Source organism: Paraglaciecola sp. (assembly GCF_030730205.1).
In the GTDB taxonomy this organism is placed as follows: Bacteria; Pseudomonadota; Gammaproteobacteria; order Enterobacterales; family Alteromonadaceae; genus Paraglaciecola.
Genome location: NZ_JANQVQ010000176.1, coordinates 1 through 19,982 on the forward strand (window position 1 = coordinate 1; position 19,982 = coordinate 19,982).

General features: G+C 42.6%; 22 protein-coding genes and 1 pseudogene. 11 read left to right on the forward strand and 12 right to left on the reverse strand.

What is annotated here, in order from left to right:
- From NWQ57_RS12030 to NWQ57_RS12045, 4 genes are read right to left on the reverse strand one after another with little or no spacing between them, the layout of a single operon-like run.
- On the reverse strand, nucleotides 1-1,011 hold the full coding sequence (locus NWQ57_RS12030; RefSeq protein ID WP_306022395.1) for a purine nucleoside permease: 1,011 nt from the start codon (nucleotides 1,009-1,011) through the stop codon (nucleotides 1-3).
- 54 nt (nucleotides 1,012-1,065) lie between these two features.
- Entirely contained in the window at nucleotides 1,066-2,757 is a 1,692-nt protein-coding gene (locus NWQ57_RS12035; RefSeq protein WP_306022396.1) for a SufS family cysteine desulfurase, read from the reverse strand.
- Between the two features lie 49 nt (nucleotides 2,758-2,806).
- Entirely contained in the window at nucleotides 2,807-3,361 is a 555-nt protein-coding gene (locus NWQ57_RS12040) for a hypothetical protein (RefSeq protein WP_306022397.1), read from the reverse strand.
- 6 nt (nucleotides 3,362-3,367) lie between these two features.
- Nucleotides 3,368-3,775, reverse strand: coding sequence for a DUF2750 domain-containing protein (locus tag NWQ57_RS12045; RefSeq protein ID WP_306022398.1), 408 nt, complete (start codon nucleotides 3,773-3,775; stop codon nucleotides 3,368-3,370).
- A gap of 292 nt (nucleotides 3,776-4,067) precedes the next feature.
- Between NWQ57_RS12045 and NWQ57_RS12050 the strand changes: the two genes are divergently transcribed.
- Entirely contained in the window at nucleotides 4,068-5,777 is a 1,710-nt protein-coding gene (locus NWQ57_RS12050; RefSeq protein ID WP_306022399.1) for a M1 family metallopeptidase, read from the forward strand.
- Nucleotides 5,778-5,827: 50 nt separating this feature from the next.
- On the opposite strand, the gene NWQ57_RS12055 is transcribed toward NWQ57_RS12050, so the two are convergent.
- Nucleotides 5,828-6,961, reverse strand: a complete 1,134-nt coding sequence (locus NWQ57_RS12055; protein WP_306022400.1) for a patatin-like phospholipase family protein — start codon at nucleotides 6,959-6,961, stop codon at nucleotides 5,828-5,830.
- A 191-nt stretch (nucleotides 6,962-7,152) separates the two neighbouring features.
- On the opposite strand from NWQ57_RS12055, the gene NWQ57_RS12060 reads away from it, so the two are divergent.
- The gene (locus tag NWQ57_RS12060; protein WP_306022401.1) at nucleotides 7,153-7,839 is read left to right on the forward strand and encodes a tRNA-uridine aminocarboxypropyltransferase; all 687 of its coding nucleotides are present in this window, start codon (nucleotides 7,153-7,155) and stop codon (nucleotides 7,837-7,839) included.
- A gap of 32 nt (nucleotides 7,840-7,871) precedes the next feature.
- Here the strand turns inward: NWQ57_RS12060 and NWQ57_RS12065 are convergent, their stop codons facing one another.
- The 3 genes and pseudogenes from NWQ57_RS12065 to NWQ57_RS12075 form a co-directional block, all read right to left on the reverse strand.
- A complete protein-coding gene (locus tag NWQ57_RS12065) occupies nucleotides 7,872-8,300 on the reverse strand; it encodes an FKBP-type peptidyl-prolyl cis-trans isomerase (RefSeq protein WP_306022402.1) in 429 nt (142 codons plus the stop codon).
- A gap of 50 nt (nucleotides 8,301-8,350) precedes the next feature.
- Nucleotides 8,351-8,881: a DUF3750 domain-containing protein gene (locus NWQ57_RS12070; RefSeq protein WP_306022403.1), complete on the reverse strand. Its 531-nt coding sequence runs from the start codon at nucleotides 8,879-8,881 to the stop codon at nucleotides 8,351-8,353.
- Between the two features lie 72 nt (nucleotides 8,882-8,953).
- Nucleotides 8,954-9,293: pseudogene (locus NWQ57_RS12075) on the reverse strand (arsenic resistance protein); the annotation flags it as partial.
- 423 nt (nucleotides 9,294-9,716) lie between these two features.
- Here NWQ57_RS12075 and NWQ57_RS12080 point away from each other — a divergent pair.
- A complete protein-coding gene (locus NWQ57_RS12080; RefSeq protein WP_306022404.1) occupies nucleotides 9,717-10,877 on the forward strand; it encodes an iron-containing alcohol dehydrogenase in 1,161 nt (386 codons plus the stop codon).
- A gap of 13 nt (nucleotides 10,878-10,890) precedes the next feature.
- Here the strand turns inward: NWQ57_RS12080 and NWQ57_RS12085 are convergent, their stop codons facing one another.
- Complete coding sequence (locus NWQ57_RS12085) at nucleotides 10,891-11,586, reverse strand: SOS response-associated peptidase family protein (protein ID WP_306022405.1); 696 nt, start codon at nucleotides 11,584-11,586, stop codon at nucleotides 10,891-10,893.
- A gap of 86 nt (nucleotides 11,587-11,672) precedes the next feature.
- Here NWQ57_RS12085 and NWQ57_RS12090 point away from each other — a divergent pair, with 86 nt between their 5' ends.
- The 8 genes from NWQ57_RS12090 (at nucleotide 11,673) to NWQ57_RS12125 (ending at nucleotide 18,107) form a co-directional block, all read left to right on the forward strand.
- Nucleotides 11,673-13,397: a diguanylate cyclase gene (locus NWQ57_RS12090; RefSeq protein ID WP_306022406.1), complete on the forward strand. Its 1,725-nt coding sequence runs from the start codon at nucleotides 11,673-11,675 to the stop codon at nucleotides 13,395-13,397.
- A gap of 18 nt (nucleotides 13,398-13,415) precedes the next feature.
- The gene (locus NWQ57_RS12095; RefSeq protein ID WP_306022407.1) at nucleotides 13,416-14,462 is read left to right on the forward strand and encodes a patatin-like phospholipase family protein; all 1,047 of its coding nucleotides are present in this window, start codon (nucleotides 13,416-13,418) and stop codon (nucleotides 14,460-14,462) included.
- Between the two features lie 365 nt (nucleotides 14,463-14,827).
- The gene (locus tag NWQ57_RS12100; RefSeq protein ID WP_306022408.1) at nucleotides 14,828-15,211 is read left to right on the forward strand and encodes an ACT domain-containing protein; all 384 of its coding nucleotides are present in this window, start codon (nucleotides 14,828-14,830) and stop codon (nucleotides 15,209-15,211) included.
- Nucleotides 15,211-15,717 (forward strand): PTS glucose transporter subunit IIA, encoded by a 507-nt coding sequence (locus tag NWQ57_RS12105; protein ID WP_306022409.1) that lies wholly within the window; start codon nucleotides 15,211-15,213, stop codon nucleotides 15,715-15,717. Before NWQ57_RS12100 ends, NWQ57_RS12105 begins: the two co-directional genes overlap by 1 nt.
- Before the next feature lie 92 nt (nucleotides 15,718-15,809).
- Nucleotides 15,810-16,157 carry an ArsC family reductase gene (locus NWQ57_RS12110; RefSeq protein ID WP_306022410.1) on the forward strand — a complete coding sequence of 116 codons (348 nt, stop codon included), beginning with the start codon at nucleotides 15,810-15,812 and terminating at the stop codon, nucleotides 16,155-16,157.
- Nucleotides 16,154-17,281 carry a succinyl-diaminopimelate desuccinylase gene (dapE, locus tag NWQ57_RS12115; protein WP_306022411.1) on the forward strand — a complete coding sequence of 376 codons (1,128 nt, stop codon included), beginning with the start codon at nucleotides 16,154-16,156 and terminating at the stop codon, nucleotides 17,279-17,281. Before NWQ57_RS12110 ends, dapE begins: the two co-directional genes overlap by 4 nt.
- A complete protein-coding gene (locus NWQ57_RS12120; protein WP_306022412.1) occupies nucleotides 17,278-17,958 on the forward strand; it encodes a M15 family metallopeptidase in 681 nt (226 codons plus the stop codon). Before dapE ends, NWQ57_RS12120 begins: the two co-directional genes overlap by 4 nt.
- Nucleotides 17,955-18,107, forward strand: a complete 153-nt coding sequence (locus NWQ57_RS12125; protein ID WP_306022413.1) for a DUF2897 family protein — start codon at nucleotides 17,955-17,957, stop codon at nucleotides 18,105-18,107. The genes NWQ57_RS12120 and NWQ57_RS12125 overlap by 4 nt, the downstream gene beginning before the upstream one ends.
- Before the next feature lie 45 nt (nucleotides 18,108-18,152).
- On the opposite strand, the gene NWQ57_RS12130 is transcribed toward NWQ57_RS12125, so the two are convergent.
- Genes NWQ57_RS12130 through astE form a run of 3 tightly spaced genes read right to left on the reverse strand, consistent with a single transcriptional unit; the run spans nucleotide 18,153 to nucleotide 19,968 of the window.
- Nucleotides 18,153-18,479 (reverse strand): heavy metal-binding domain-containing protein, encoded by a 327-nt coding sequence (locus NWQ57_RS12130; RefSeq protein WP_306022414.1) that lies wholly within the window; start codon nucleotides 18,477-18,479, stop codon nucleotides 18,153-18,155.
- A gap of 10 nt (nucleotides 18,480-18,489) precedes the next feature.
- Nucleotides 18,490-18,903, reverse strand: a complete 414-nt coding sequence (locus NWQ57_RS12135) for an HIT domain-containing protein (RefSeq protein ID WP_306022415.1) — start codon at nucleotides 18,901-18,903, stop codon at nucleotides 18,490-18,492.
- A gap of 12 nt (nucleotides 18,904-18,915) precedes the next feature.
- The gene (astE, locus tag NWQ57_RS12140) at nucleotides 18,916-19,968 is read right to left on the reverse strand and encodes a succinylglutamate desuccinylase (RefSeq protein ID WP_306022416.1); all 1,053 of its coding nucleotides are present in this window, start codon (nucleotides 19,966-19,968) and stop codon (nucleotides 18,916-18,918) included.
- Between the last annotated feature and the right edge of the window lie 14 nt (nucleotides 19,969-19,982).

Sequence of the window (19,982 nt, forward strand, 5' to 3'; positions counted from 1 at the left end):
TTACTTAGTAAAAGGCGGCGGGCCTTGGCGCCATTGCGCCCAATTTTGCACAATGTGATCCACAACCTTTTCGCCTACTAAAACAATATTTTCAACGGTCTCAGCAAAACCTCCCGCCGTTTCGCCGGGTGCTGGATCAAGATGAGCCAAGGTGCTTTCGTTGGGATGACCTTGGTCAAAATTGACTGCCCCTCGCAAACTCATTAATCGCTCGGTACCCACACTTCGAGACAATACCTGAGCAATCGCCGCCGCTTCCATTTCGGTAATGACATAATCATCAGCACCATAAGACGATGCGATGTATTGGGCCTCTTGGGACAAGCCAGGCCCGTGAAAAAAAGTATCACCTGTCATATGCGTACCATTGTTGATAGTGGGTAAAGAGCGCGCGGCTTTTTGCGGATAACGCATTCGATAGGCTTTAGCCCCATCAGAATCTTTTAACTCAACGCCTTGACTAAGATAAAGACTCCAATCAAGTAATGCTGGATTAAGCTGGTAACGCCTAATACTTTCATAACCTTTACGCGGCATAAAAGTAGGTTGCCCCGCAGGACCTTCTTCTGGTTTCCAGCGATGTCCAAGATCATAATCCACTAACCATGAGCCCCAACTCACATCACCGATAGTTCCTTTATTGGGAGGGGTACCACCGACGCCACTGATCACAAAATAACTCTGGCTCATGTCAAACTTATCACTTAACACAATAGCTTGAATAGATGCGGAAGAGCCTACTTTCCCCATCCCCAAGACAGAACCACAAACAGCATCCTGATTGCAGTAAACTGGATTAAGTGCCCCCTTTACCTGAACGATGTTGCTGTTTTTAAAATATCGCTCATACCAATATTGGAACTCCCCCGCTCTATCGCCACTATTATCGCCAATCTCAAACATGGCCGCGATAAACACTTTAACTTCAATTGGTTTCTCTAGTGCTACGACCTTAAATGAGGTGCCAACGATGGCTAACAGAAGTGCACTTACCCTAACTAACTTGCCCATTTACCTCTTCCTTTTTGTATTATTAACTGTTTAATAAGGTGTATACCTCTACTTTTATTGAGTAGTCCGGCAAAACTTTTTTACTTCAGCAACAACGGCCGACAATCCGTTGCCCCTTGAAGGACTCAAGTGCCGCGCTAAACCAAGGTGATGCAGATAACGAGACAAATCAAAACTCAAAATATACTCAGGAGTTTGCTCATTGAGCACCTCAAAAACGATAGCCAACAAACCACGCACAATTTTACTGGGTGAGTCTCCTTGCAAGCGCACTTTTTGATCATGTAATTCACAACGAAGCCATACCTGGCTTTCACAACCCACTATTTCATGCTCAGACGTTTTCATAAAATCAGGGAGTCGCACAAGATCTTTTCCTGCCAACATTATTTGCCGATATACACCATCCCAACCGCGAGCTGCTTTTACATTTTGCCCTAAAACTTTTATGTTCTCGCCACTGGCAGTTTTAGAATTAAGAGTGAGGACATCTTTGGCCTCACTTTTACTGCTCTGTTGTTTATCAATTTCTGGGGAGTTTGAGTAACTGAGTTTGGCTATAGCACTGTTGAGTGCGTCAATAAACCGTTGGATATCTTCTATGCTGTTATAACATGCCATCGAGACTCGTAATGTCCCTGCTATGCCTAGACGTTTCATCAAGGGCATTGTGCAGTGATGCCCGGTCCGAATGGCAATATTCTGCTCACTTAACAATATGCTTAAATCTTGAATATTAAGCCCTTGCACGGTAAAGGATTGCACTGCCACACTTCTATTGCTATCGCCCCATAGCCTTACACCCGAAACCTGACGTAAAGCATTAATCAAAAAAAGATAAAGCTCGTTCTCAATGTCATGTATTTGCTGCCGATGCAGGTTAATAAAGGTCAATGCTGCACCCAAGCCCATTACACCAGCAATATTGGGCGTACCAGCTTCGAATTTATAGGGTGGCGCTTGAAAAGTTGCACTGTGATACTCTACTTGCTGGATCATTTCCCCACCAAATTGATAGGGCTGCAGACTTTCCAATACAGGCATTTTTCCAAACAACACACCCAGCCCTGTCGGGCCATACATTTTATGAGCGCTAAATACATAGAAATCACAATCTAAAGCCTGTACGTCAACTCGCAAATGACTCACCGCCTGTGCACCATCAATTAAGGTTAAGGCCCCCACCTCTTTAGCTTTGCGAATAATGGGCGAAATTGGATTGATATTACCCAAAGCATTAGACACATGTGACATCGCCACTAGGGCGGTATCGTGGTTAATTAAAGCCAGTGAGGGCTCAAGCAGCAATATGCCATTGTCATCTACCGGCATAATGGCCAGTGTAAGCTCGTAGCGCAGTGCCAATTGCTGCCAAGGCACTAAGTTAGCGTGGTGCTCTAAGGCTGACAGCACTATGTTTTTCTTGCCCTTAAAGTGAGACGCTGTTAAGCCATTGGCTACTAAATTAATGCTTTCTGTTGCGCCTTTAGTCCACACAATTTCAGATGGGCTACGCGCTCCGATAAACTGTTGTACCTGCTGGCGTACCGACTCAAATTGCTCTGTCGTCTTAGTCGCTTGAACATGACTAGAACGATGAACATTGGCATTTTCAGTGGCGTAAAACGTCCTAAGCCGTTCAATCACCGAAGAGGGTTTGTGACTAGTCGCCGCACTATCTAAATACACGTGATCGTGCGATGACGACAATTGCGGGAAAAGCGCGCGAAGAGGATTATTTTGCATTTGCAACAAACTGACTACACCCAAATAAATAGCCAGCAATTGTTGTCAATTACACTCGCATAGGCAAGTGTTTATCAGTATTAACTTGCAGGATAATTTCGACTAAGCGAATAATTTTACTGTTTGATAATTGACGATAATCAAAATACGGACAAACGATAAGTTTACTGGCCAAATCTAACGCAAATTCATTATCCAACCACACGATGTCTGGCGACAAATGCAGGCTCTTTGCATAAGTTCGTCCCATGATAATATGCAATGCATTGGTACGACCCAATGCCAGTTGATAGGGTTCAAAACATAAGGCCGTGTCTGAATCTGCCTGCAATAATGCCTTATCTCGGTATGCTTGCCAGCAGTCAAACTGACTAACGTTACTCGCTACAGGTCCTTGCTCAGCCAGCGCGAAAACGAGTTTGGCGTAAACATTAAATACCTTACGCCAACCATTTCCACAGGCTAATCCTACTTCTTTCAATTCTGAAGCAAGTAAAGGCACATATTGGTCTGAACTTTTGGCAAACTTAAAAGCGGGTCTATTACCAATATAAACACGAAACTGAGCATTACTATCACCTAAACCCCTAATCGTATTTACCATCTCTTTTTAGTCTTTTTTATTCTCTGCTAAATTGGCTAAATCTTCTTCGATACATTCAAGCATTTCACTTGCTTCCAGCATAATGCCTTCTTCGTCGTCGCCCAAGGGAAAAACTAAAATTAGCGTATTGTTACTCTGCATGCCCGGCAACCACGTTTCTAGCCAATCTGTGAACTCTATTTGTCTGGGTTCGCAATTAGGAAAATCATTCTTGACCCAAGCGGTAGCAAATGTTTGGCAAGGCCAAATCGGCATACATACATCGTCGTCAGCTTTAAGCATCACCCAACCATCGGTACCAAATAAGCCCCACAAAAACCCTTTTTCTATCATTTGCGCCAACGTGTAATCTAGGCGTTCTTCGGGTAACATTTTGTTTAGTTCAACAAATTCTTTAGATGACACTTCACTCATAAAACTTCCTTTTTAACCTTATTCATCTTCTTCAAAATATAAAGCGTGATAATAGCATTTTTCATGCACGGGATAAGCGTGTTTTCCCGAAAAACGAGTGATACCACCAAAAAATAGTAGTCTAATTAGTACCCTTTGTAAGGGCTAAAGTAGCACTTACACTTTGGGTGGTAGTGCAAACCAAACCAAGAATGCATTAACGACAAGAAACAAACACCGTTCTAGTGTAACTTAGGATTTCATGGCAGTATTTGTGCAAATAATAACTTAGAATTTATTTGGCAATCATCCTATGACAGTTATCCCTACCTTCATATCACATTCAATTAAATCCGTTTTAGCGCTATCGTTCTTTAATTTAGTAGCCTGCAGTAGTATTGAACCTCCCTTGGACCCTATTATTGGCGATACTGGGCAAGTGTTATCAGCCACTGCGCAAAGTGCCGATGTACTGAGTTATGATTTACAGCTAGAAGTATTTCCTGATAAAAAAAGAATACAAGGCATAGGCACAACTGAATTTTTAATTATTAGTGACACCCAACAACTTGAATTAAAGCTTGATAGCCGGTTTGCTATTGAAAAAGTAACCGTTAATCAAACAATAACTAATTACCGCCGTGTTGGTGGTATTTTAACTATCGCTCTTGGTCAAAACATCAAAACCGGTAGCAAGGTTAATGTCGCGGTTTATTATGAGGGTAAACCCCATGTTGCCTTAAATGCTCCTTGGTTAGGAGGCTTTGTGTGGAGTGAAACCGAAGCAGGCTTACCGTGGATAGCCACTGCCGTTCAAGGTGAAGGCTGCGATCTATTTTGGCCTTGCAAAGACCACTTCAGTGACAAAGCAGACACTATGCGCATCCGACTAACCGTGCCCAAAGGTCTCAGTGCAGTAACTAACGGCGTATTGCAAAACATAAATAATATAGGCACCAACAAACAACAGTTCGATTGGTTATTATCTGTCCCTGCCAGTGACTATAATATCGCCTTGAACATCGGTCCTTACACGCGTATACAGCAACGCTATGAAAGCGTGAATGGCGTTCAAGTTCCCATTGAGTTTTGGGCATTGACTGAGCACGCAGAACAAGCCACAACGCTGCTAAATAACGACTTATCCCAGCAAATTAGCTATTTTGAAAAACAACTTGGCCCTTATCCCTGGGGCGATCAAAAACTCGGATTTGTTGAAACTCCTCATCTCGGTATGGAGCATCAAACTATTAATGCTTACGGCAAAAAATATGTCAGAGATGAAAATGGTTACGACTGGTTATTGCAACATGAGTTAGCGCATGAGTGGTTCGGTAATTTAATGACTCATGAAAAACTCAACGATGCTTGGTTACATGAAGGGTTTGGATTTTATATGCAACCGGCCTATAGCTTGGCAAAATTTGGTCGCAGCGCCTACAACTACACCATGTATAAATCTTATTTGGGTTTAATCAATTGTGAGCCGGTGGTGAAAGAGGGGCAAATTAGCTCTGAACAAGCGTTTAACTCAGATATTTACGGCAAAGGTGGCTGGACATTACATACCTTGCGCTGGCTACTTGGCGATGATGTTTTTTGGCAAGCAACACGAGAATTACTTTATGGCACTGCTGACACCGCAAAGCTAAATTACCCTATCGAGACACGATACCGTAACACCCAAGAATTTATCGATATCGTTAATCGTATCAGCGGCAAAGACTACACGTGGATGTTTGATGTGTATTTAAAACAAGCCGCCTTACCGGAACTCAAGATTACCCGCAACGACGAACAATTAGGTTTATATTGGTCAGCGCCTTCAAATAGACCCTTTCCTATGCCAGTGCCTATTTCGATTAATGGCGAGCTAGCGGTTTATCCTATGATGGATGGAAAAACCACACTGAATATTAAGGCCTCAGACGAAGTCGTTATCGATCCCGACATGCAAGTATTGCGGCAATTACCCATTATTGGCTTATGTCAGGAAAACTTAGCAAAACGGAAAAAACGATAACAGACAAGGTCGGCAGTAGAACATCCCGGGCTGCCGACTTATTGGTGGCCTTAAATCTGACATACTCCAACAAATTGGCGAATTTCCTCTGCCTGCGACATCGCATCCTCGTAACCACTTTGGATTAAGGCTTTGCAATACTCCCGCTCAAACAGAATATAACTGGCTAAACTTGAGCCCCCACCCTTTCTATTTGCACCAATCATGGATAATAAAAACCGCATCGACTTAGGTAACTCATGAGTGAAGTTCATCGCCATTTCTTCAAATTTAATTTTGGGTTTAATAACCAACAGCTCAACCGGGCGTATATGTAACTCTTGCTGTTGTTCTGGTGTGATGTAAGCCGCCAAACTATTGAAGCGTTCTAACATTTGCACATCTTCTTCTAGTGAATCAATAAAGGCACTATTGAGCAAATTTCCTAACACTTGAGCGATAGAAGGTGAATGTACGGTTACAAGTCGCTCTTCCATCGACATCGCTGAACCACTCACCCCAATGACTAAAAGTTTGTCTGCACCGAGATGCAGAGCAGAACTCATCGGCGCAGATTGGCGCAACGCACCATCACCAAAATATTCCCGGTTGATATGCACCGCAGGAAATATTGCAGGTAAAGCAGAAGATGCCATGAGGTGCTTGTGTTCTAATACCGTTTTAGCGCCTATTCGCCGACTTCGTTTCCAAAAGTGCAGGCTTTCATGCCCTTGGAAAAAACTGATATTTTGCCCCGAAGTATAACCTAAGGCACTGATCGAAAGCGCATGAATGCGCTCTTCTTTGATCATCTTATCAAGCCTTGCTATGTCGATATTTCGTTTCAACATGTTAAACAGCGGACGATTATTGAAAAGTGATAAGGGTTTGCCCTGAGCAATGCCGCTGTGGAAAAAAGACAGGACAATTTTAACACTGCTTTTTATGATGTCGTAATAGCCCACTTGGTGAATTTGATCAGAGGTCAAATTCGACCATAGATGTTCAAGTCCTGTAACCGCTTGAAAAAAGTTATCCGCTTCTGTCGCCACTTTGGCTGCATTAATGGCACCAGATGAGGTACCACAAACAATTTGAAAAGGATTAGTTGAAGAGCGAGGTAAAATCTCAGCTATCGCTTTTAATACCCCAACTTGGTACGCCCCCCGCGCCCCACCACCAGATAACACCAAGGCTGTTTTCATTCAATTCCTAACAGTAAAACTAAAGTAACTACATCATTTATATACATTTTAACAACAACTTAACCATACACATTGCTATTTGCAAAACGAATGTTGTACATAATATTTGTTTTATATCTTTACCACATAATAAAGCCAATATCGCTAAATTAACGTACACTACGCCACTTTTTACGTAAGAGCAGTTAGCATTGTCACACCTAAATTCAGTCTTGCAGTTACGCAAGCAAGAACTCACTAAGTCGACCCGCGTTTTCAAAGCCAGAGGCAACAAAGTGCAGCGCTGTGAACACTGCTTAGTGCCAGCAAGTGAATGTATCTGTGCACAACGTCCCTCAGTGAATTGTCGGAGCGCCGTGCTTTTTATTATGTATAGCGGTGAATATTTCAAACCCAGTAACACAGGGAGAATTATTGCAGACGTGATCCCCAATAATCATGCATTTGTGTGGCAACGCACTGAATTTGATCCAAAGCTAATTGCCCTTTTAAACGACAAAAGATATCAGCCTATCGTGGTATTTCCACAACAATATGCAGAGCCAACACGCTGGATAAGCGCCGCAGATGTTAGTGAGCAACACGCGTCTAAAATTCCACTTTTTGTATTTTTAGATGGCACATGGCGCGAAGCAAAAAAGATGTTTAAAAGTGAGTATTTAGCTAACTTACCCGTACTTGGAATTCAACCCACAGCGGCCTCAACTTATCAATTAAGAGAAGCCGCTCATTTACATCAACTGTGCACAGCAGAAGTGGCCATCGACGTATTAAATCTGGCGCAAGACGTGGCGGCAGCGACAGCCTTGGCTACCTATTTTCGTTTATTTCGTCACGCTTACATGGTGCATAAACCCCATTTACGGCCTATTGAGTAAGTTAAGCGCTAAGTAAGGCCGAGCAAGCCCAGCTATATAATGTCTAGTAAACGCACATTAAATTGCAATACTGCATTCGGGCCGATTTTATTACCTACCCCCCGTTTACCCCATGCCAGTTCGGCAGGTATCACAAACTCGTAGCGCGCACCTAGTGGCATTAGTTGAAGGCCTTCTTGCAAGCCTTCGATGGCCTCGCTTAATAAAAACCTGTCAGGGATCCCTACTTTGTAGGTGTCTGCAATCACACTGCCATCAAAGTTGAGTATGCGTTGGTGGGCCACTACTTCGTTAACTAATACTGGTTTAATTCCTGCAGTTTGCTCGATAACCCGATAAAGTAACCCGCTTGGAGTACGACTCACTCCTTCTTGTTGCTGGTATTTGTGGACAAACAACTCACTAGCGACTCTGTTCTGCCCCTTTGAACCTTTATTAAGTTTTCTATGACCTTTTGCCATCTATGCTCCGCGCCTCGCGCTATCATAAAACCTAATAAACATCGCCTGCTCTAGTCTGCATAACCGCTTCCAATGGCTCTAAAGGGCATATCTAAACCGAGTTCAGGCACCTGTTGACCAACCCAAGTAGGAAAGGTATTGCTATTTGGGCCAGGAAAAACCGTGTATTCGTTAGCCCAAGGGTAACGCTTCACAGCGTCTAACACCTTGGGGATTAACTCTGCTGCTTTTTCGCCTTGAATCGATAACACTTTATCCGGTTTTGCACCATACCAGTAACGGTCAGGCGTAACAGTTGTATATTCATGCAAAGCAGGCAAACCACGATTTACTCGCCAGCCAACGACTTCAAATACGGTGTATTCATTGGCATCTTCGGCTTTAACAGCCAACCAAGTATGCACCGCAAACCATCCTCGCCAGCTAAAGGCATCAGCGGCATAAACTTCAATCACGGCCTCTTTTACGGCATCAGGTTTAGGTGCTAAGCCAGCAGATTCACGACTCGCCGTGCGCCAGTCTGAGTTACTGCAAGCCACAAGCAAAAAGCTCAAGCAGCCTATTAATATCATTTTTTTCATGTTTAACCCTTAGTCAACGTAACTCACATTAAAATCATAATATGTAACGATCCAATGCCCCGTTCGGTTTACAAATGCAAAAGACATTATTATGTCGTTAATCGATACTTGTACCAAGTTGTAATTAGCATTGCCTTTAGTCAGTCGACTCCAAACAAATACTATCGCGGTGCACGGCGCAACACCCAGCAATATCATCCCTGCAATGTCATCTGTGGCGATTTAACAATCCCCCTAGGGGCAACAACATTTAAAAACAAGCAGCCTAATAACGCCGTGGTAATTAGCTTTACCAACCAATTTATAATGAAGGTCAATACTAAGCCATAGGCCGTTTTCCCACATCCTTGATAGCTGAAAAATCGATAAACACCATCATGAGGCAGAGCATCATCCAAATTAACGCGCCGATGTCGAATTAACTTGAGGAAATGTGAGAGCAGCCAAGCCAGCGTGTTGATTTTGATGCGAATATTTTGGGATATAATGTGTAGATAGACCATTTACCACGCCACTCGTCGGTGAAGTCTCATTGTTACGTAAGGCAGTCAAAAACCAAGATATCTTTGCCAGAACAACGCCCAAGGCTACCTTCAAATCTCACACATAACACTTCTAACGCTAAGATAAGTAACAAAGAGGAAAGGCGGCACACAACAGCGAGGGCTTTGTAAAACTAACAAGGGCCCATACGACTTAATAGGAAAATACACTTAAGATATTTCATACGTGAAAATTTTAAAGTTAATCTCGATTTCACAAGATGCCATAGAAGAGAGTTACTTCTGCCATATTATTCAATACACTGGCTTACATTATTCGAATGGAGTGACGCATGGCAAACAGCATAGTACTACCTAAAATCATGCAAGTAGGCGGTGGCGCCTTAGCATTACTACCGGATACCCTCGACGCATTAAAATGTAAATCAGCTTGTATTATCAGCGATAAAACCATGTTACAGCTGGGCTTGGTTGATAAAGTAAAGGCGCTTCTAACGCCTTACTCTGTCAATGTTGGAGTGTTTAGCGATGTAATGCCTGAACCAAACGACACCTCATTAAAAGCCGCTGTAGAATTGGTCCGAGCTGGCAAATTTGACTGTTTAGTTGCCTTAGGTGGCGGCAGTGCAATTGACAGTGCTAAAGCAATTGCTTTGCTGGTCTCGCATCAAGGTGAGATGCGAGATTATAAAGTGCCTCGAATTATCACCGAACACAGTATACCGGTTATTGCGATCCCCACTACCGCCGGAACCGGCTCTGAGGCCACCAAAGTCACTGTTATCACCGATTCACTATCAGACGAAAAAATGCTGTGCATGGGACCAGGCTTAATGCCTGCTGCTGCAATTATTGACTATCAACTTACCTTAAGTTTACCGCCCAGAGTCGCCGCTGATACCGGTCTTGATGCCCTTACCCATGCTATCGAGGCCTATGTAAGTCGAAAAGCCAACCTGTTTAGCGATCAACAGGCTATTGCAGCCATGAAACTCATTGCACCAAATTTGCAAAGCGCCTGCTTAGAGGCTGATAATCTTAAGGCTAAAGAGGCTATGATGATGGGGGCAAGTTTAGCAGGCATTGCCTTTTCAAATGCTTCAGTGGCGCTGGTACATGGCATGAGCCGTCCGCTAGGTGTGCACTTTCACGTGCCACATGGCATGAGTAATGCGATGTTACTGCCGCTGATTACCGAGTATTCTATCCCTCACGCGCCTGAACGATATGCTCAATGTGCAATGCATATGGGCTTAGTCAATAATCTTGATAATTTAAGCAGCGCCCATGAGGCCTTAATAAGAGAATTAAAACGTTTGAATCAAACCCTCGATGTACCAAGTTTATCGGCCTTTGGCATCGAACAAAAACGCTATCATTCGTTACTAGAGACCATGGCAGAACAAGCGTTAGCATCCGGCTCTCCAGCGAATAACCCTCGCGTGCCCTCGATACCAGATATGGTGGCTTTGTATCAATCAGCTTGGACTTAGTTAGTTCGATTCATCAAGCATCAGGCAGTAAAGTTTGGGAGATAAAAGATTTTATCGCTACCTTGGCTTTGAAGGTTTTAACCCGTTGTACCTCAAGCCTTGGGTACAACCTAGGCTGGGCTAACAGCGCAGAAATGCGTGGGTCAATTGTTGACGTTGATTGAAGCCAAAGTTTGGCAAAATCAGGCTGTAAAGGTAAAAATAATGGAAAGGCCTTATCATGATAAGGCTCAAATTTTGGGTGGGCATCACGAGTAATAATGGCAGCGCTATATTCCCCATTTGCAAATTTTTGATACAACACACCTAAACAAAAGGCCTGCTTAGATGAAAAATAAAATTGCTGTTTAGTTTTACCGACTAATTTTGATTCACCTAAACCAGTGGCTAACATGATCCCTCGCTGATGATGCAAAGCTGACTGCCAATATGGGCTGCTTAAATTTCTGGCATTAAAAGTAGTACGCTTGCCCGTGACTAATTGCTGTTGCTCCAAAAAACAATCAAACCACCACGTTGCGTAAACTTTTTTCAGTTCACCCTGTTCGAGGATAATGATAGGTATTTTGCGTTGAGTGTCTCCACCAAAGGCGGGATACGCTATTTCAGTCTGTTCGCATGAAAATTCAGCAAGCAGATCATTAAAATTCAATTGTTTTAAGCCTTCAATGGATTTTTCACCATTTTCAAGTTCCACATAACCGCACATACTGTTACCTTATTAAAGAATATACCCAATCAAAAGATGGGCAGTGAGAAAATAATTTTAATTGAATACAGAGTCCGAGATTACCATTGATAAATACTAAAAAAAGTATGCCAGACCAACCTGAACATACTGCGACCCAAACTAAATTAGAACAAAAAATAAATGAATTTCGTCAGGTTTTCAGTCAGGAATTGTCGCAACGATTAATCCAACTTGAAGGTTTATGGCGTATTGCTCAGCATACGCAAGTAGTCGCCAACTTTAAGGCTTTTCGCTTTGAAGTGCATAGTCTAAAGGGCAGTAGTGCCGCCCTAAATTATATCAAGCTGAGTGAATTGTTAGGCCAAATTGAGCAGCATGTGGCCAATTGTGAAACCCATGAACTTGATCTGTCCGTCATGACGCCCTTGATTGATTTACTTATTAAAAAACTCATGGCTCTATCCAAACAAGTACCGAACCCCTTGTTAACGGTACACCAAGCAATCACAGCTAGTTCGTCACCCGTTTCATTGACTGAAATTAACGATGAAACGGTCAACACCAATTTAAAATCTCATCGCGAAATTTCAATTGCTATCGTTGATGAGGATAATGCCGTAGGTAGCTTTTTAACCAAACTACTCTCTACATTTGGTTTTGTCATCACCCACTACTCATCTGTACAACAATTAAAAAAAGGACTGGAGTCTACATCTTATAAACTCGTGCTGTTGGACTTAGCAACGCCAGAAACCGATAACACCGAAGTATTCAACTTAGCTAAAACACTCACTCAATATGATACTGATGTATTTATCCTATCCTCCCATGACTCATTTGATGCGCGCTTGTTTTCGGTTCGCGCAGAGGTCAATGACTTTCTATTAAAGCCGGTTAACATCACTTCTTTAGTGAGTAAAATTCGTAAAAATTTTAAAATTGATTTGATTAGACCCTATAAAATATTGTTGCTTGACGACCAAGCAGCGGTGGGCGTTTTTTATAAAACCTTACTTGAATCACAAGGCATAGATGTATTAGTGCTCACTCAAGCAAACCAGATCATGACTTCTTTAGAATCATTTCATCCTGATATCTTTTTACTTGATATGCACATGCCAGAAATCAATGGTTTTGAAGTGGCAAAGCTTATTCGCCAACAAGCAAAATACGACTACGTACCTGTTATCTTCTTAACCGCTGATAACGACATCATGTCTAAAATTGCTGCCTTAGAAGCAGGCGCAGACGATGTTATTCCAAAAGATACCTCACCAGAGCTTATCTTACGTCAACTAGACAGTCGTATTCAGCGCAGTCAACAAATTCGTTTTGCTGCATCCAGAGACAGTTTAACCGGTGTGCTTAACCATGGTCAGATTATGGAAGCTGCTTCACATGCAATGCGCATGGCATCAAGACACATTAAACCCATCGTGGTGGTGATGATTGACCTCGATAACTTTAAAAAGGTCAATGATACCTATGGGCACATTGGCGGCGATAAAGTATTAGTGTCCTTAGGTCAATTAATCCAGCAATCTATTCGTGAAACAGATTACGTGGGGCGTTATGGTGGTGAAGAGTTTTTAGTGGTGTTCAGTGATGCCGACAGCGCAACCATTGAACGTAAAATGAATAATATTCTCACCGCCTTTCAAGCCATTAATTTTACCGTTAACGAATTTGACTTTACATGTAGCTTTAGTGCGGGTCTTGCTAGCTCAGAGAACTATGACAAACTCAGTGAACTCATTGGTGCAGCCGATGCAGCCTTGTATCAAGCCAAAGGCGCGGGCAAAAAGCAAATATGGGTAGACAGCAACTAGTCAAAGGTTAGATGTTTTATGTTAGAAATATTCGCTGGGAAAGAAGCCTTAAAAACACTGCAAACAGAGGGTTTTACTAACGAGGTTTTTTCGGCGTTTTTAGGCGCGTCAGGTGGGCCTAAATGGTTCAGTTTATTTGGCCTCGATAAATATCTATTTGGCGAATTTTTTAAAGACAGGCAACAGACCTTATCATTGATAGGTTCATCAGCGGGTGCCTTTCGAGCCGCCTGCTTTGCTCAAGCCGATCCGGTTGCCGCCATCAGTCGTTTAGCTAAATACTATTCTGAAACGGTTTATGCAGACAAAGTCACCCCAGCTGAGATTACCCAAAGTGCCCGAGTACTGTTAAAGCAAGTGCTTGGCACAAACGGCGCAGCAGAAATTATTAACAATGACGTATTTAAAGCACACTTCATTGTTGCTAAAGCCAATGGCTTAGTTGCGAGTGAACAGAAGGCCTTACAGTTAGCAGGACTAGTAAAAAGTTATGCGATGAATCGCCTTAGCCGCCGATTGTTGAATAAGCAATATGAACGGTATGTGTATCACACGCCGAACAGTAATTTACAGTTTCATGATGAAAGTGAATTTACTACCCACTACGTTAATTTAACTGAGCGTAATTTAGCCGATGCCCTACTCGCCTCCGGCTCTATTCCAATGGTGATGCAGGGTATAAAGAATATTCCCGACTCGCCACCTGGCATGTATCGAGATGGCGGAATTATCGATTACCATTTTGACATTAAATTAGAAAATCAACGTGGTTTGACCCTGTATCCACATTTTAACAGCAACCCTAAAGCCGGTTGGTTTGATAAAAGTCTGAAACGCAAAGTCAATCCACGCAATTATGCCACTACCGTGATGTTAGTTCCCTCAGCGCAGTTTATTGCTAGCCTGCCCTACGGAAAAATTCCCGATCGCGAGGACTTTACTAAATTAGCCACTGACGAGCGCATTAAATATTGGCGAACGGTATTGAGTGAAACCGAGCGTTTAGCTGAGGCTTTTAATCACTTTTTAGCGGATCCGGATTTATCGCTAATACACCCGATTTAACTCCCCAGTTCAGGTAAAAAACTGGCTGGTATTGTTAATTAAATCCGCTTCACATGTTAGCGTTGTCGGCAGTAAACGAATCAATTTATTTTGTATATTTTTTGTCTATTTGCGGTCTTTTAGCTTTACTTTTAGCAAAGTTATCAAATTGCCTTTTTAAGCGAACAATTAACGAACAACCTGAATTTTCCGTTATATATCAGCTTTTTAGTGAACATATAACGAGTATTCAACAGAGTTATCCACAGTTTACGTGGATAAAGCAGGTATTTTTTGGATAAAGTTTGATCTCTTTACTAACGACTTACACTCGTATTTGATTTGGATACCATAAAATTTGTTTAACAAGGGAGAAGTGACACATCATGCCAAAGCAAACTTTACAGGTATTATCTGACCATTTTGTTATTCACAGTTTGCCTTCTGATGCGGTAATACCTCAAGCCGTTTTTAGTGCTACGGTATACTTTATTGGTAAAACTCAAGACGAATTATCCATCGTCGTCCCCGATAATATTGCTATTCAAAGTGAGGACAGTGATCGTGATTGGCGAGCATTAGAAGTGCTTGGTCCACTTAACTTGAGCATGGTGGGCATCATGGCGCAAATTGGCTCTGTGCTGGCGGCGGCGAAAATCAGTATATTTGTGGTATCCACTTTTGAAACTGATTTCTTCCTGGTTAAAGAGCATGATCTTACCAATGCGACTAAGGCACTGAGCAAAAACGGTTATAAAGTGATGGTATAGTGCAGATATTTAATAAAGTAGTGAGTTCATCAACCATCCCAGTGCATACCAATCGATTCAGCATTATGAGTCCGGTAGCTGGCAAGGTGCTGCCCATTGAGGCTGCAAGTGACAGCTTGTTTGCCAATCGTTTGTTTGGTGATGGGGTGGTAATTGAGCCCGCTGGTTATCAAGTTCTTGCGCCTTTTGATGGTACTGTTATGGATGTAAGCCCCACTGGTAACCAAATCCGATTACGCGCTAATAATGGCCTGCAATTGATGGTGCAACTTGGCTTTGATTCATTGTCAATGATGGGCCTTGGTTTTAAAAAGAAAGTTAAAAAAGCGCAACGATTTTCTCAAGCCCAAGTACTACTTGAATTTGACTTGAACCAAATGAAAAGACAGCTTAGTAGCGTGCATTGTCCGGTTACTCTAATAAACAGTGATAAAATTAAAGCCATCGAGCCGTTCTATTATAAAGTGCTAGCAGGCCAAGATAAGCTTATGACCGTTTATTGGTAGTTAGCGTGTTCTGTTCTTTACCTTATAATAGGTTTGTCGTTATAGTTTGCAGCCTGATTTACTGTGACACACATCATTAAATAAAGGCCAGCATGACCTCTGTATACGGCATTAAAAATTGCGATACCATAAAGAAAGCCATCAAATGGCTCAACGAACACAACATAGCATTTACCTTCCATGACTATCGCAAAGATGGACTAGCCATGGCATGGTTAGAAAACACCGAAAAACAGCTCTCATGGGAAGTGATGCTAAATAAAAAAGGCACGACCTTTCGTCAGCTTAGCGATCAACAAAAAAGCAACTTGGATAAGCAAACCGCATTGCAGCTTATGCTTGAACAACCCGCCATGATAAAACGCCCCATATTAGTCCATCAACAGCATTATTTATGTGGCTTTTCGGCTGAGCAATATCAAGAGATTTTTAAGCTATGACCGACGTATTAACGCTAACCAAAGCACTCATCAACAAAAAATCGGTGACCCCAGAAGATGCCGGATGCATGGACTTATTGGCCGATTTACTCACCCCCTTAGGTTTTGTGGTTGAACACCTCGATTTTGGTGATACGAAAAACGTATGGATCAGAAAAGGCAGCCAAGCGCCGCTATTTTGTTTTGCCGGACACACTGACGTCGTACCTTCAGGCCCCGCCGAAAAATGGCAAACCCCGCCCTTTGAAGCAACTGAAAAAGATGGCATGTTGTTTGGGCGTGGCGCAGCGGATATGAAAGGCAGTATTGCTGCAATGGTTGTCGCGACTCAGCGGTTTATTCAAGCAAACCCTGATCACAAAGGCTCAATTGCCTATCTAATTACCAGTGATGAAGAAGGGCCTTTTATTAATGGCACGACTAAAGTAATTGATACCCTAGAAGAGCGTAATGAAAAAATTGACTGGTGTATTGTAGGTGAACCTTCCAGTACCGCTAAAGTGGGTGATGTAGTAAAAAATGGCCGCAGAGGCTCACTGACTGGTGATCTCATCATCAAAGGGATTCAAGGTCATGTGGCCTACCCTCATCTTGCTCGCAATCCAATTCATCAGGTAGCGCCAGCCCTAGCGGAGTTAGCTAACACACACTGGGACAGTGGTAACGAATTTTTTCCGCCCACTAGCTTTCAAATTTCAAATATCAACGGTGGAACGGGCGCTGGCAATGTTATTCCTGGCGAATTGCATATCTGTTTTAATTTTCGATTTTCCACCGAAGTGACTGACCAAGAGCTGATTAAACGAGTCACTGAGTTATTAGATAAACACCAACTCGAATACGACATCAAGTGGACCTTCAATGGTCAACCCTTTTTAACGGCTGCCGGTGATTTGGTCGCCGCTACTGTCGATGCCATTAAGGATTGTACAGGCATAGACACTGAGTTATCGACCGCGGGTGGCACCTCTGATGGTCGTTTTATCGCCCCCACAGGAGCACAAGTAGTTGAATTAGGTCCGGTTAATGCAACCATTCATAAAATCGATGAATGCGTAAACATAAACGACCTGAGCACCCTAACATCGGTGTACCATAATATATTACAACGCTTACTAGCATGATCACTTTGCAACATATTCTGGGTCTTGATGACAGCCACTTAGTGGCATGTCAACAAGGACATCGCTTGCAAGCACCGGTCGCACAGGCTTTTAGCAAAATGCAAAAAGCGGCAGCAACTGAAGGTATTGATTGCCAAATTGCCAGTAGTTATCGCAGTTTTCAACAACAACAAAGCATTTGGCAAAAAAAGTGGCTTGGCGAGAAAATTCTAAGAGATATCAATGAGCAGATTATTCCATTTGAAACCCTCTGTGATGAGCAAAAACTCAAGGCGATTTTAACATGGTCAGCTCTACCGGGGGCAAGTAGGCATCATTGGGGAACCGATTTGGATGTCTATGACCAACAAACACTTGCTTCAAGAGGCCAATCACTACAGTTGATTCAACAGGAATATACCGATAAGTCAGGCCCTTGTTATGAGCTCAACCTTTGGTTAGATGTCCACGCGCAAGACTTCGGTTTCAGTCGTCCTTATTGCGCTTACACAGGCGGCGTGGCAGCAGAGCCTTGGCATTTAAGTTACGACTGCATCGCTCAAGACATGCGCCAGTCATTTAGCCTTGATGGTTTAAAATCAGCCATAATTGAAGCAAAACTGTTAGGTATTGAGTGTATATTGCCAAACCTTGAGGGTATTTATCAGCAATACATTCTTAACAAAGGACAAGCATGAACATTTGGTTAGCGCTTATCATCATTTTAATTGTGCTCGGCGTCATTATCGGCAATATCTTGTTACTCAAACAAAGTGCAAAACAGCCTTTACCGAAAGTCTCAAATGACAACAACGCCCACTATGATGAGAAAGACGATAAGTGGTAAGCCAACTATGCCACGTTGGCGTGCTTCAGCCTTTACTAAATAGTGTTATATATCTGAGCAACGCACTGCCGTACCACTGATACTTACCATCAACATACTGCCGCCCTTACCGACTACTTCATAGTCAATATCAACGCCAACCACAGCGTTTGCGCCCATTGCTCTGGCTTCTTGTTCTAATTCCAAAAAACCAATTTTACGGGCTTTAGTTAACTCGTCTTCATACGCACCAGAACGACCACCAACGATATCGCGAATAGTGGCAAAAATATCTTTGAAAAGGTTAGCGCCCATGACGGCTTCGCCGACAACGATACCTAAATAACTTTCGATTTTTTTACCTTCAAGATTGTTGGTTGTAGTGATGATCATGGCGATTCCTTTAATTAAGCTGTAATAGTTGTGCAAGCTGAGTAATACGCTTAGCTAATTGCTCTGACTCATAGGACTTTGCGGGATGTTGACCCCACACAGGTTTGGGCCAACACAAGTCTGAACTATATCGAACTATGTGATGAATATGCAATTGTGCCACCACGTTGCCAATAGCAGCAATATTCAGTTTATCAGGCTGAAACAATTGTTGAAGTGCGCGGCTCACCTGCGCAGATTCTTGCCACAATAGCTGTTGTTGCGCGGGCTCTAAATCAATAATTTCAACACAGTTGGCTATCATTGGCACCAAAATAAGCCAAGGGTAATTCGCATCTTTCAGTAACAATACTTTACATAATTTAAGGTCACAGACCCATTCACAGTCATGCTCGAGTCGAGTATCTAAGTTAAATGATGACATCAAGATTCCTTGTTAAATTTTGGTGGGAACAACTGTTAGTACCGCACGTTGTCCAATCGCGACATTGGCATTGGGGAAAACAATAGCCTCGCCATCATGTTCACAGTAATACTGATATTCACCATCACTAGCTAACAAATCGCCTTTTGTAAAATCACTGAAGTTAGCGAGTTCATCACTGAAGGTAAAACTAAAAGCGTCACTGTGTTTATTGATTACCTGATTGACTTGATAAATTAAGAAATCATTATTATCAAAGGCTTTGAGTTCCATTTGTGCGCCACAAATCAATTGCATTAATGTGCGCTTAACCGCTGCAAATTGACTCATATCGTTTTGACCAAAGGGCTTTACTTTGCCCAGCTCAACCGTAAACGCCTCTGCATTAAATTCATTAGAAGAATAATAACTAAAGGTCGTGGTTGAACTACCAGAGAGTAAAATCGTGTTGATGCCACAAGCGAGTAAAAAGGCTAATTGCTCTTTATTCCAAGGACGACCATGTCTAAAAGGATACACCGCAAATTTGTCGTTTTTCGAAGGTTTGATGGCCGTATGTAAATCATAATGTATACGCAGGCGAGTTGTGTCGGCCGTAAAAAAATCTCTCACGGCCTCTTCGAGTTGTTTTGCACGTACACATTCTGCATTCATCGCGCCGTCAGAAGCGCTGTGAGCGCCGCTAAATAAACGGTTCAAATTCTCATCAATAAAGCGTTTTGCCACGTTCATCGCAGGCAAGTTACCAAATAAGAATAAAACACGATGAGCCAGGTGAATATTACCCCGCAGTATACCTTGTACAAACTCATCGCAAATTTCTATGGGCGCAGTTTCATTACCATGGATCCCACTTGATAGCACAATGTCCTTGTCTCCACGTTGTTGTGGTTCAAATACAATAATACCCGGTGCCGTTATCGTCACTTGGGTGCTATTGGGTAAGGAGAATGATAGGGCTTGGAAAAATAGCTCGGGCTGAAAACGCGATAAGGACAAAAAACTGCCCTCAGTCAATAGCGTATGGATAAGATCACAAGTTTGCTTAGTATTGTTTGTAGACATAGAAGACATCATAA